This window comes from Sphingobium sp. KKT206 (genome assembly GCF_055640555.1).
Genome location: NZ_CM145764.1, coordinates 310,282 through 322,484, shown reverse-complemented (window position 1 = coordinate 322,484; position 12,203 = coordinate 310,282). Strand labels below are relative to the sequence as shown.

General features: G+C 65.5%; 11 protein-coding genes. 10 read left to right on the top strand and 1 reads right to left on the bottom strand.

What is annotated here, in order from left to right:
- Window positions 1-25: 25 nt before the first annotated feature.
- On the bottom strand, window positions 26-613 hold the full coding sequence (locus ACZ2HM_RS01555; RefSeq protein ID WP_470426045.1) for a thioredoxin domain-containing protein: 588 nt from the start codon (window positions 611-613) through the stop codon (window positions 26-28).
- 279 nt (window positions 614-892) lie between these two features.
- Between ACZ2HM_RS01555 and ACZ2HM_RS01550 the strand changes: the two genes are divergently transcribed.
- The 10 genes from ACZ2HM_RS01550 (at window position 893) to ACZ2HM_RS01505 (ending at window position 12,195) form a co-directional block, all read left to right on the top strand.
- Entirely contained in the window at window positions 893-2,389 is a 1,497-nt protein-coding gene (locus ACZ2HM_RS01550; RefSeq protein WP_470426044.1) for an arginase family protein, read from the top strand.
- A 180-nt stretch (window positions 2,390-2,569) separates the two neighbouring features.
- Complete coding sequence (locus ACZ2HM_RS01545; protein ID WP_470426043.1) at window positions 2,570-3,418, top strand: urease accessory protein UreD; 849 nt, start codon at window positions 2,570-2,572, stop codon at window positions 3,416-3,418.
- Window positions 3,419-3,422: 4 nt separating this feature from the next.
- Window positions 3,423-3,725: an urease subunit gamma gene (locus ACZ2HM_RS01540; RefSeq protein ID WP_043154324.1), complete on the top strand. Its 303-nt coding sequence runs from the start codon at window positions 3,423-3,425 to the stop codon at window positions 3,723-3,725.
- A 118-nt stretch (window positions 3,726-3,843) separates the two neighbouring features.
- Entirely contained in the window at window positions 3,844-4,149 is a 306-nt protein-coding gene (locus ACZ2HM_RS01535) for an urease subunit beta (RefSeq protein ID WP_470426042.1), read from the top strand.
- A 97-nt stretch (window positions 4,150-4,246) separates the two neighbouring features.
- The gene (gene ureC, locus ACZ2HM_RS01530; RefSeq protein WP_470426041.1) at window positions 4,247-5,959 is read left to right on the top strand and encodes an urease subunit alpha; all 1,713 of its coding nucleotides are present in this window, start codon (window positions 4,247-4,249) and stop codon (window positions 5,957-5,959) included.
- 148 nt (window positions 5,960-6,107) lie between these two features.
- Window positions 6,108-6,608 (top strand): urease accessory protein UreE, encoded by a 501-nt coding sequence (ureE, locus tag ACZ2HM_RS01525; protein WP_470426040.1) that lies wholly within the window; start codon window positions 6,108-6,110, stop codon window positions 6,606-6,608.
- On the top strand, window positions 6,559-7,278 hold the full coding sequence (locus tag ACZ2HM_RS01520; protein ID WP_470426039.1) for an urease accessory protein UreF: 720 nt from the start codon (window positions 6,559-6,561) through the stop codon (window positions 7,276-7,278). Before ureE ends, ACZ2HM_RS01520 begins: the two co-directional genes overlap by 50 nt.
- A complete protein-coding gene (ureG, locus tag ACZ2HM_RS01515) occupies window positions 7,275-7,916 on the top strand; it encodes an urease accessory protein UreG (RefSeq protein ID WP_470426038.1) in 642 nt (213 codons plus the stop codon). The genes ACZ2HM_RS01520 and ureG overlap by 4 nt, the downstream gene beginning before the upstream one ends.
- Window positions 7,916-11,275, top strand: coding sequence for a hybrid sensor histidine kinase/response regulator (locus tag ACZ2HM_RS01510; RefSeq protein ID WP_470426037.1), 3,360 nt, complete (start codon window positions 7,916-7,918; stop codon window positions 11,273-11,275). Before ureG ends, ACZ2HM_RS01510 begins: the two co-directional genes overlap by 1 nt.
- Complete coding sequence (locus ACZ2HM_RS01505; RefSeq protein ID WP_037479607.1) at window positions 11,272-12,195, top strand: response regulator transcription factor; 924 nt, start codon at window positions 11,272-11,274, stop codon at window positions 12,193-12,195. Before ACZ2HM_RS01510 ends, ACZ2HM_RS01505 begins: the two co-directional genes overlap by 4 nt.
- The last annotated feature ends 8 nt before the right edge of the window (window positions 12,196-12,203 follow it).

The following is a 12,203-nucleotide window of genomic DNA, read 5'->3' as shown; positions in this document are numbered from 1 at the left end:
GATCATCGCGCCCTGTCCAGCGCGATCATGACGCCAGCGCCACAATTTTTGTATCCGCCTCCTGCCCGGCAGCCGCGTCAGCCTGCCCATGCGCCAACAAGGCTTCGAGCTGGGCGCGCCCGTCGATCGCCCCACGCGCCAGCAGCCGCCCGCCCGCATCGATCAACGCGGCGCTGGGGCGCGTGCCGATACGGAAATCCGCGCCGACCTGCGCATTGAGGATGATGTCGGTGTCACGGATACGATGCTGGCGCAGCATGTCGGCATAATCCTCCGCCCGCCCTTCGCCCAGGAACAGCAGCCGCAACTGCGTGCGGTTCGTCAGCGCCAGCGCGTCGCGCACGGCGGAGCGGCTGGCGGCGCAACCGGGCGCGATGAACAACAGCAATTGCGCGCGGCCATCCGCGCTAGGCCCACCGATGGTCAGCATATCGCCCGCCAGCGTCGGCGCGCTCACCACCGGGGCAGCGCGGCCAGGCACGGCCACCACGGCGCGGGGCGCAACCGCCCCGGCCCCCTCCTGCATCGCCCGCACTTGCCGCGACAGGGCGACCACCGCCACCACCAGCAGGATGACGACCATCCACAACAGGAACAGCGACGCGATCAACATAGAGGCGGCGCTACCGGAACCACCAAAGCGCCTCGATAGGGCGTTTGACGTAGGGCCGCGCGTCGGCCCGCTGCTATCGTCCTGGCCGGGATTGCTCGCAGGAGTCCCGACCACGTAGGCAGACGATAATCGCCGCTCCCATGGCCGCTGCCAAGACCCGGACCTTGCACGCATGGTCCGGGTCTTTTACCCAGCCGCTACGTCAATCACCCCATTTGCCAGACGCGCACCCCTGCCCTAGCCTGCCGGGCAGAATGGACCAGGGTTCGGGGGAATAAGATGACGATGAAACGCATGGCGCTGGGCGCATTGCTGATGGCGACGGTAATTTCGTCGGCGGCGGTGATCGCCCAGTCCGACAAGCCCGCCATCCCCCCCGCGCTGGAAGCCAAGATCAAGGATCTGCCCAAGGCCAAGCGCGAGTTCCTGACATCCGACCCCGCCGAAATGTTCGCCGGTTCCTACGACAAATTGTTCGAGCGGCTGGCGACCAAGAGCCCGCAGGAAATCGACGCCTATATCGAGGCGATGATGGACGCGGTCGAGGCCTCGAAATTCAATGCCAAGACGGACATGGCGGCGATCCCGCTCGATACCGACAATGAGAATTTCAACGGCTGGAAACTGCGTCGCCCATCCGGCCTCGATCCCAAGCGCGAAGCCGGCCCGTTTGAACTAAGCTATTACGCCAACGGGCGCGGCGGCGGCGTCTATGGCGGCGGCATCGCCACCTTCGCCGGCGCACCCGTCGCGATCTTCCCCGAAGATCTGGTCGCAGGCAAAGTGGACGTCGCCATCGTCGGCGCGCCGCTCGACATGGGGTCGGGCTATCGCGGGGCGAAGGGTGGCCCATCGGCCATGCGCACCCAATATGGCGCGGGCGGCATCGACATGTACACGATGGTCGATCCGTCCAAGGAATTGAAGATCGTCGATTATGGCGACATCGCCATCGACAATATGTCGACCGAACGCACCGTCGCCCATGTCCGCGAGCGCGTCGCCGAGATCGCGCGCACCGGTGCGCTGCCCTTCATCGTCGGCGGCGACCATAGCCTCGAATATAGCGATGTCGCTGGCCTTGCCGATGTCCATGGCAAGGGCAGCTTTGGCGTCGTCCATTTCGATTCGCATTATGATGCGGGCAAGGGCGGCGTGCATTTCATCACCCATGGCGCGCCCGTCTATCGCGCGGTCAAGGAAGGCCATGTCCTGGGCAAAAACTATATCCAGGTCGGCCTGCGCGGTCCCTGGCCCGAAAAGGAAGGTTTCGAATGGATGCGCGACAATGGCGTGCGCTACCATGCGATGCCGGAGATCGAGAAAAATGGCTGGGCCGCGACGATGGAACGCGCACTGAAGGAAGCGCGTGAGAGCGGCAAGAAGATCTTCATCTCCTTCGACGTGGATGTGCTGGACCCGGCCTTCATCCCCGGCACCGGCACGCCCGTCCCCGGCGGCCTGACGATGCGCGAAGCGATCCCGATCGTGCGGCGGCTTTGCGCCGAAAATGAACTGGTCGGCTTCGAAATCGTCGAACTCGCCCCCGTGCTGGACCCCACCTATCGCAGCGCGCTCAACGCCAATTTCATCATGCACGCCTGCCTGACCGGCGTAGCGATGCGCAAGAAGGGCATCCGGCAGCCGGGCTTCCTGTCCGACCTGACGACTGAGCATGGCCAGCCCTTCTACGGCGAAAAGGCCGCCAAGGACGGCAAGACCGAAAAGGTCGATCCCGGCTACGGCCGCGGCAGCGCGCCGCGTCCGACCACCTGATCACGCACCGCCCAAACACGCAATTCCGTTCCCCGGCGAAAGCCGGGGTCCAGGGCCATATGACACAGCGCTTGGGACTCTGGGCCCCGGCTTTCGCCGGGGAACAGTATCGCTCCTAGCCATCACCCATACGTCATATACCCCATGTCCCGACCACCCGCGCCTGATCAGATGGTGTCCATGACCGTGCAACGCGCCATTACCGTGCCTCCCAAGTCCCGGCACCAGCGCGTCGATGGTCGCGCCATGGTGGCGTTCGGGCCGCGCGGCATCCGCGACATGATGCAGGTCGCCCCCGCGCGACTGCTGTTTCCCGAAGGCCGCGATGGCGACTTTCCGCTTGCCGTCACCGTCACCACCTGCGGCGGGCTGACCGGCGGGGATCGGCTGGCGCTCGACATCATCGTAGATCCGGGCGTGTGCGCGACCATCGTGCCGCAGGCCGCCGAAAAGCTCTACCGCGCGCTGGACGAGGATGAACCCACCCGCATCGACACTAGCATCACCATCGGCGCGGGCGCGACCTGCGAATGGCTGGCGCAGGAAGCGATCTTGTTCGACCGCAGCCGGATGCGCCGCACGCTGAGCGCCGACATGGCCCCCGACGCGCGGATGCTGGCGATGGAAATGCTGGTGCTGGGGCGCGGCGCGATGGGCGAAACCTATCAAAGCGGCTTGATCCACGATAGCTGGCGCATCCGGCGCGGCGGACGGCTGGTCTGGGCCGACGCGCTCCATATCGAGGGCGACTTCGCCACCGCAGGCCGGGCGCCGTTTGGCTTTGGCGATGCCAGCGCGGTCGCGACGCTCGTCTATGCCGGGCCGGACGCCGCCGACTATCTCGACCTCGCGCGCACGCTGGTCGAAGCGCCGACCGGCGGCGCGACCAGCTTCGATGATTTGCTGATCCTGCGCCTCACCCGCGATGATCCCCACGCGCTGCGCAAGGATGTGATGCGCGCGGCGGGCGTGTTGCGCGCCGCGATATTCGGCCTATCGCCCTCCATGCCCACCATCTGCTATTGCTGATCCCATGAACCTGACAGGACGCGAAAAAGACAAGCTGCTGGTCGCGATGGCCGCCATGGTCGCGCGCAATCGACTGGCCCGCGGCGTCAAGCTCAACCACCCCGAAGCGATCGCGCTGATCACCGACCATGTGGTCGAAGGGGCACGCGACGGCCAGTCGGTCGCCGCGCTGATGGCCAGCGGCGGCCACGTCCTGACCCGCGATCAGGTGATGGAGGGCATAGCCGAGATGATCCACGATATTCAGGTGGAGGCCACCTTCCCCGACGGCACCAAGCTGGTGACTGTCCACAGGCCGATCCGGTGAACGGCCTGACGCCTCTCTTCACCCCGTTCGCCCTGAGCTTGTCGAAGGGCTTTTCTTCCTTGCAGATAAGGGCAGGGCTTCGACAGGCTCAGCCCGAACGGTTGCGGGGGTGGACAGCATGATCCCCGGCGAAATCCTCCCCCTCTCCGGCGACATCGTCCTCAACGAAGGGCGCACCCCCATCACCCTCACCATCGCCAATAGCGGCGACCGGCCGATCCAGGTCGGCAGCCATTATCATTTCGCCGAAACCAACCCGGCCCTGTTGTTCGATCGCGACACCGCGCGCGGCTATCGCCTCGACATCCCTTCGGGCACCGCCGTCCGCTTCGAACCCGGCCAAAGCCGCGACGTGCAGCTCATCCCCTATGCCGGCGACCGCATCGTCATCGGTTTCCGCGGTGATGTGATGGGGGAATTGTGATGAACGGCATCACATCAGCCGTTCGTTTCGAGCGAAGTCGAGAAACGCTCGCACACCCGTTTCTCGACTTCGCTCGAAACGAACGGAAGGCCGCCTCATGCCCATAACCATGTCCCGCCGCGCCTATGCCGGCATGTTCGGCCCCACCACCGGCGACCGCGTGCGGCTGGGCGACTCCTCCCTCCTCATCCGCGTCGAGGAGGACCGCACCGTCTATGGCGAGGAAGTGAAGTTCGGCGGCGGCAAGGTGATCCGCGACGGCATGGGCCAAAGCCAGATGAGCCGCGCGGACGGCGCGCCGGATACGGTCATCACCAACGCGCTGATCCTCGACCATTGGGGGATCATCAAGGCGGACGTCTCGATCCGCGATGGCTACATCGCCGCCATCGGCAAGGCCGGCAACCCGGACGTCCAGCCCGGCGTCACCATCCCCATCGGCCCCGGCACCGAAATCATCGCGGGCGAAGGGCGCATCCTGACCGCTGGCGGCATCGACGCGCATATCCATTTCATCTGCCCGCAACAGGTGGAGGAAGCTCTGAACGCGGGCATCACCACCATGCTGGGCGGCGGCACTGGCCCGGCGCACGGCACACTCGCGACCACCTGCACGCCGGGCAGCTGGCATATCGGCCGGATGCTTCAGGCGCTGGAAACCATGCCGATGAATTTCGGCCTGATGGGCAAGGGCAATGCCAGCCAGTCCGCCGCCCTGGTCGAAATGATCCGCGCGGGCGCCTGTGGCCTGAAACTGCACGAAGATTGGGGCACCACGCCCGCAGCGATCGACTGCTGCCTGTCTGTCGCGGACGAGTATGACATTCAGGTCGCGATCCACACCGACACGCTCAACGAAGCGGGCTTCGTCGAAAGCACCATCGGCGCGTTTGCAGGCCGCACCATCCACGCCTTCCATACCGAGGGCGCGGGCGGCGGCCATGCGCCGGACATCATCAAATTGGCGGGCCTGCCCAACGTCCTGCCATCCTCCACCAACCCGACCCGGCCCTACACCGTCAACACGATCGAGGAACATCTCGACATGCTGATGGTCTGCCACCATCTCGACCCGCGCATCGCCGAGGACGTCGCCTTCGCCGACAGCCGCATCCGCAAGGAAACCATCGCGGCGGAGGATATCCTCCACGATCTTGGCGCTTTCTCCATGATGTCGTCGGATAGCCAGGCAATGGGCCGGGTAGGCGAAACCATCATCCGCTGCTGGCAGACCGCCGACAAGATGAAGCAGCAGCGCGGCAGCCTTGGCACCGACGATGCCGACAGCGACAATTTCCGCGCCAAACGCTATATCGCGAAATATACGATCAACCCCGCTATCGCCCATGGCATCAGCCATATTGTCGGGTCGATCGCGGTCGGCAAACTCGCCGATCTGGTCCTGTGGTCCCCCGCCTTCTTCGCGGTCAAGCCCGACATGGTGATCAAGGGTGGCAGCATCGCCGTCGCGCCGATGGGCGACCCCAATGCCAGCATCCCCACGCCCCAGCCGGTCCATTACCGCCCGATGTTCGGCGCCATGGGCCGCGCAGGCGCGCTGTCGGCGGTGCATTTCGTGTCGGCGGCGGGGATTGCGGACGGCATCGCCGAACGCCTGCAACTGGCGCGGCCTCTGGAGGCAGTGCGCAACACGCGCGGCGGCATCGGCAAGGCCTCGATGATCCTCAACGACGCCATGCCGCATATCGAGGTCGATCCCGAAACCTACGAAGTGAGGGCGGATGGGGAATTGCTCACCTGCGAACCAGCCAGCGTGCTACCGTTCGCGCAACGATATTTCCTGTTTTGACAAGCTGCCCTAACCACCCTTCACCCGTCATCCCCGCGAAGGCGGGGACCCATCTCCGGACCTCGCGTCTGGAGACAGGGTGGGAGATGGGTTCCCGCGTTGGCTTACGCCGCCCTTCGGGTCGCGGGAATGACGGAGTGATTACATCATGCTGACCGCCCACGAAGTCCTGCCCCACGGCCACTGGTCCGGCCCCGCCGCCGATCACATCACGCTGGACCATGATGCGCGCCATCGCCGCCGCTGGGTCTATACCGCCGACCATGGCACGCTGTTCCTGCTCGACCTCGCCCGCGCGATAGTGCTTGGCCATGGCGATGCGCTGCAACTGTCGGACGGCCGCCTGGTCGAAGTGCTCGCTGCGCCCGAAGCGCTGGTCGAAGTCACCGCTATAGACCCGTCCGCAATGATCCGCCTCGCCTGGCATATCGGCAACCGGCATCTGCCCGCCGAACTGCACCCCCACGCCATCCGCCTGCGCGACGATCATGTCATCAACGCCATGCTCGAAGGGCTGGGCGCGACCGTCACCAAGATCAACGCCCCCTTCACCCCAGAAGGCGGTGCCTATTCCGGCGGCGGCCATCACCATCACGGCCATGATCACGATCACCACCACGATCACCACGCCCACGACCATGCTGGCTGACGCCGCCCTCCACCGCCTGCTCGCCTGGACCTCGCCCTCCTATCCGGTGGGCAGCTTCACCTATAGCCACGGCCTCGAAACAGCGGTCGAGGATGGCCGCATCACCACCGCCGCCCATGTCACCGCCTATGTCGAAGCGGTGCTGGCGCGCGGCGGCGGCTGGATCGATGCGGTGCTGTTCGTCCACGCCTACCGCGCAGCGCCAGACGACGACGCCTTCGACGCCCTCTCCGAACTCGCCGCCGCCTTTCGCGGCAGCAGCGAAACCGCGCTCGAAAGCCGTCAGCAGGGCGGCTCCTTCCTCTCGGTCACGCGCAAGGCCTGGCCTCATCCCGCGCTCGACGCCTTCGCCGCGCGCAACGGCGATCACCCCATGGCCCACGCCACCGTCATGGCGCTCGCTTGCACCGCCCATCAAATCCCGCTCGAACCCGCGCTGCACGGCTGGCTCCACGCCACCGCCGCCAATCTTGTTTCGGCGGGCGTCCGCCTCGTGCCGCTCGGTCAGACCGATGGCCAGCTTGCGCTCGCCGCGCTATCCCACGCCATTCCCGCCATTGCAGAGAAAGCGCTCGTCACCCCGCTCGAAGACCTCGGCACCGCAGCGCCCGACCTCGAACTCGCCTCCCTGTCCCATGAAACCCTCTACACAAGGCTTTTTCGCTCATGACTTCCAGCAACGGTCCCCTGCGCGTCGGCATTGGCGGCCCGGTCGGCTCCGGCAAGACCGCGCTGACCGACCGGCTGTGCAAGGCGATGCGCGACCATTACAACATCGCCGCCATCACCAACGACATCTACACGCGCGAGGATGCGGAGTTTCTGACCCGCTCCGGCGCGCTGGTGCCTGAACGCATCATGGGCGTGGAAACCGGCGGCTGCCCGCACACCGCCATCCGCGAGGACGCCAGCATCAACCTCGCCGCCGTCGACACGATGCACCGCAAATTCCCCGGCCTCGAACTCATCTTCATCGAAAGCGGCGGCGACAATCTGGCCGCCACCTTCTCACCGGAACTCGCCGACATCACCATCTATGTCATCGACGTGTCGGCCGGCGACAAGATCCCGCGCAAGGGCGGCCCCGGCATCACCCGCTCGGACCTGCTGCTCATCAACAAGATCGACCTTGCCCCGCTGGTCGGCGCGGACCTGGGCGTCATGGACCGGGACGCAAAGAAAATGCGCGGGCAGCGCCCCTTCCTCTTCACCAACCTCAAGGACAATATCGGCCTGCCCGCCGTCATCGACTTCATCGTCGCCACCGGCGGCCTGCGCCCCTATCCCGCAGACGCCGCCGCCCTCTGATGGACCGCGCCGCCTATGTCCTGCGCGAAAAGCGGCTCTACAATAAGTGGGTCGCCAGCCAGACATTGGAGGATTATGCCCTGCGCTACACCGCCGACAGCGCCCGGCGCTGGTCGGCGGGGCAGGTCGCCAATACCGCCATCGGCGCGACCGCCTTCCTCGCCTGCGAAGCGATCGGCGCGTCCATCACCCTGACCTACGGCTTCGCCAACAGCGTCGCCGCCATCGCCGCCGCCGTTGCGCTCATGTTCATCATCGGCCTGCCGATCGCCTATCACGCCGCCAAGCACGGCCTCGACATCGACCTGCTCACCCGTGGCGCAGGGTTCGGCTATCTCGGCTCGACCCTCACCTCGCTCATCTATGCCAGCTTCACCTTCCTGCTCTTCTCGGTCGAAGCCACGATCATGGCGGTCGCGCTCACCGCCATGACCGGCATGCCGATGAGCGTCGCCTATCTGGTCAGCGCCCTCGTCGTCATCCCGATCGCGCTCTACGGCATGAGCGCCATCACCCGCTTCCAGATCGCGACCCAGGGCATCTGGATCGTGCTGCAAGTCGCGCCGATTATCTATATCCTCTGGTCCGGCCCGTCTGCGCTGGCGGAATGGTCGCGCTTCACCGGCCAGCTTGGCGCGCCCGATGGCAGCGTCAGCCTGCTCTATTTCGGCTTCGCCCTCTCCACCCTCCTGTCCCTGCTGCCCCAGATCGGCGAGCAGGCGGATTATCTCCGCTTCCTGCCCAGCGCCAAGAAGATCGGCAAAGGCAAATGGTGGGCCGCCATGCTCGCGGGCGGCCCCGGCTGGACGCTGATCGGCGGCATGAAGCTGCTGCTTGGCTCCTGGCTGGCCCATTATCTGATCGGCGGCGCGGCCTCGGCCAGCGACGCCGCCAGCCCGACCGTCATGTTCCAGACCATCTTCACCGCCATGTCGGGCCATGCCGGTCTGTCGCTGGTGCTGACCGGCCTGTTCGTCATCATCTGCCAGCTCAAGATCAACGTCACCAACGCCTATGCCGGGTCCATCGCCTGGTCCAATTTCTTCGCCCGCCTGACCCACAGCCATCCCGGTCGCGTCGTCTGGCTGATCTTCAACGTGCTGCTCGCGTTGCTGCTGATGGAAGTCGGCATCTTCGACGCGATTGAGGCGATCCTGATCCTCTACGCCACGGTCGCGGCGGGCTGGATCGGCGCGTTGGCCGCTGACCTCATGATCTCCAAGCCGCTCGGCCTCTCGCCCGCAGGCATCGAGTTCAAGCGCGCCCATCTTTATGACATCAACCCCGTCGGCATCGGCGCAATGCTGCTGTCCATCCTTGTATCAGGCAGCGCACATCTGGGGCTGCTGGGGCAATTGGCCCAAGCGTTCGCGCCGGTCATCGGCATGGCCGTCGCCTTCACCGCCGCGCCGGTGATCGCGCTCCTCACCCATGGCCGCTATTATATCGCCCGCCGCTCGCACTGGGCCGAGGGCGCGGAAACCAAGAGCTGCATCATCTGCGAAAATGCCTTCCAGCCGGTCGATATGGCGCATTGCCCCATGTATGCCGCGCCGATCTGCTCGCTCTGCTGCACGCTCGAAGCCCGCTGCCATGACCGTTGCAAATCCGACAGCCGCGCCACGCAGCAAGCCGCGCGCTGGCTCGAACGGCTGCTGCCCCAACGCATAGCCCGCTATGTCCATACGCCGGTCGGCCATTTCATCGCCGTCATGGCCGCCATCACGATCGCCAATGCTGCCTTGCTGGGCGGCATCAACTGGCAGATCGGCCGCCGGATGCCGGACATTGCGGCGGAGATGTCCAGCCTGATGCTCGGCCTCTTCCTCCTCTTCTCGCTCATCGGCGGGGTCATCGCCTGGATGATCGTCCTCGCCCACCAAAGCCGCCGCACCGCGATGCAGGAAAGCGAGCATCATGTGCAAAAGCTGATGGAAGAGGTAATCGCCCATGACGTCACCGGCGCGGAACTGCAAAAGGCGAAGGAAGCCGCCGAATCCGCCAATGCCGCCAAGAGCCGCTATCTCGTCAGCGTCAGCCACGAAATCCGTTCGCCGCTCAACAGCATCTACGGCTATGCGCAATTGATGGAGCGCGGCCACGACATCGCACCCGTCGAAGCCGCCAAGATCATCCGCCGCAGCGCCGAACATCTGACCAATCTCGTCGAAGGGCTGCTCGACATCAGCCAGGTCGAGAGCGGCGTCCTGCGCATCAGCAGCGAAACCGTCCGCCTTGCCCCTTTCGTTGATCAGATCGCCAACATGTTCCGCCCGCAGGCCCAGTCCAAGGGCATCGAATTTCTGTTCGAGCGGCCCGAAAAACTGCCCGATTTCGTCCGCACCGACCAGAAACGCCTGCGCCAGATCCTCATCAACCTGCTCTCCAACGCGATCAAATTCACCCGCACCGGTTCCGTCACCTTCCGCGTTGCCTATCGCAGCCAGATGGCGACCTTCGACATCATCGACACCGGCCTTGGCATCGCGCCCGATGACTTGAAACGCGTGTTCGACCCCTTCGAGCGCGGCAGCAACCCCGACGCGCAACGGCAAAAGGGCATTGGCCTTGGCCTCTCCATCACCCAGGCACTGGTCCAAATATTGGGCGGCGACCTCTCGGTCGTCAGCGAAACGGGCAAAGGCACCCAATTCACCGTCCGCCTGATGCTCGGCCACGTCGCCAACCCGATCGAGGACGCGCCCCCGGTGGACCGGATCTCCGGCTATGTCGGCGAACGGCGCAAGGTGCTGCTGATCGATGATGATCCATCGCAGGTCGCGGTGCTGCGCGGCCTGCTCGAACCGCTTGATTTCACCGTGATGGAAGCGCTCAGCGGTCGCGCAGGCCTCGACATCGCCGCGCGCGATGCGCCCGACATCGTGCTGCTCGACATCTCCATGCCCGGCGAATCCGGCTGGGACATCAGCCGAGCGCTACGCGAAACGCTGGGGGGCAAGGTGCGGATCATCATGGTGTCGGCCAACGCGCATGAATATCATCGTGGCGGCGACGGCCGCGCGGCGCATGATATGTTCCTCATGAAACCCGTCGATCTCGACGCGCTGCTGGACGCGATCGCCGACCAGTTGCACATCCGCTGGACCGGCGACGCGCCGCCACCCGAAGCCCCCACGCCCGACGACCTTCTGTTGCCCGATCTGCCGGACGACGCCCTGCCGATCCTGGCCGATATCGAGCAAAAGGCGATCATCGGCCATGTGCGCGGCATCGAATCGAGCATCCGCGCGCTGGAACAAGCCGTGCCCCAGGCCCAGCCGCTCGCCGCCCGAATGCTCGCCCACCTCGACCGTTTCGACCTCAAGGGGCTGATAAAAATCATAAGGGCCGTAAAATGACCACCCCGACGCCGCGCTCCGATACCGTCCTCGTCGTGGACGACACGCCCGAATCCCTGCGCTTCCTCACCGACACGCTGGAGGCCGCGAACATCTCCGTCCTTATCGCCACCAGTGGCGAAGCGGCGCTCGAACTGCTGAACCACGTCGTGCCCGACCTCATCCTGATGGACGCGGTGATGCCCGGCCTCGACGGCTTTGAAACCACCCGCGCGATCAAGCAATTGCCCCAGGGCGCGCCGGTGCCGATCATCTTCATGACCGGCCTCACCGAAAGCGAGCATGTCGTCCACGCGCTCGAAGCAGGCGGTGTCGATTATGTCCGCAAACCCATCGTGGTCGAGGAATTGCTCGCCCGCGTCCGCGTCCACATGGCCAATGCGCGCCAGACCCAGGGCGGCCATTATGCGCTCGACGCGACGGGCCGCAATCTCATCGCCGTTGGCGCGGATGGCGCGCTCTCCTGGCGCACGCCGGGGGCCGACAAGCTCATGGAAGCGCTCGAACCCGCTTGGTCGCGCACCGACACCGCGCTTCCCGCCATGCTCCGCGCGCCCGTCGCCCGCCTATTGCCCGACGACCTGCCATCGGGCACCACGGTCAAGACCGAAAGCCCCGGCGGCGACACCGTCGAACTCATCATCGTCGGCCGCCCCCGCCGCGACGAAGTGCTGATCCGCCTCAACCATCTCGACCCGCTGGCCGACATCGCCCGGCTGCAAAGCCATTTCGGCCTCACCCAGCGCGAAGCCGAAGTGCTGCTCTGGATCAGCTATGGCAAACCCAACCGCGTCATCAGCGAGATATTGGTCATCAGCCCGCGCACCGTGAACAAGCATCTGGAACAGATTTTCGAGAAACTCGGCGTCGAAACCCGCGCCGCCGCCGCGGCCTTCGCCGTCCGCGTCATCGCCCACTGACGCGACAG

What these genes read in the sequence shown, in the direction of transcription:
- ACZ2HM_RS01555 (WP_470426045.1), bottom strand. Translation starts at nt 613, where the DNA reads ATGTTGATCGCGTCGCTGTTCCTGTTGTGGATGGTCGTCATCCTGCTG.
- ACZ2HM_RS01550 (WP_470426044.1), top strand. Translation starts at nt 893, where the DNA reads ATGACGATGAAACGCATGGCGCTGGGCGCATTGCTGATGGCGACGGTA.
- ACZ2HM_RS01545 (WP_470426043.1), top strand. Translation starts at nt 2,570, where the DNA reads ATGACCGTGCAACGCGCCATTACCGTGCCTCCCAAGTCCCGGCACCAG.
- ACZ2HM_RS01540 (WP_043154324.1), top strand. Translation starts at nt 3,423, where the DNA reads ATGAACCTGACAGGACGCGAAAAAGACAAGCTGCTGGTCGCGATGGCC.
- ACZ2HM_RS01535 (WP_470426042.1), top strand. Translation starts at nt 3,844, where the DNA reads ATGATCCCCGGCGAAATCCTCCCCCTCTCCGGCGACATCGTCCTCAAC.
- ureC (WP_470426041.1), top strand. Translation starts at nt 4,247, where the DNA reads ATGCCCATAACCATGTCCCGCCGCGCCTATGCCGGCATGTTCGGCCCC.
- ureE (WP_470426040.1), top strand. Translation starts at nt 6,108, where the DNA reads ATGCTGACCGCCCACGAAGTCCTGCCCCACGGCCACTGGTCCGGCCCC.
- ACZ2HM_RS01520 (WP_470426039.1), top strand. Translation starts at nt 6,559, where the DNA reads ATGATCACGATCACCACCACGATCACCACGCCCACGACCATGCTGGCT.
- ureG (WP_470426038.1), top strand. Translation starts at nt 7,275, where the DNA reads ATGACTTCCAGCAACGGTCCCCTGCGCGTCGGCATTGGCGGCCCGGTC.
- ACZ2HM_RS01510 (WP_470426037.1), top strand. Translation starts at nt 7,916, where the DNA reads ATGGACCGCGCCGCCTATGTCCTGCGCGAAAAGCGGCTCTACAATAAG.
- ACZ2HM_RS01505 (WP_037479607.1), top strand. Translation starts at nt 11,272, where the DNA reads ATGACCACCCCGACGCCGCGCTCCGATACCGTCCTCGTCGTGGACGAC.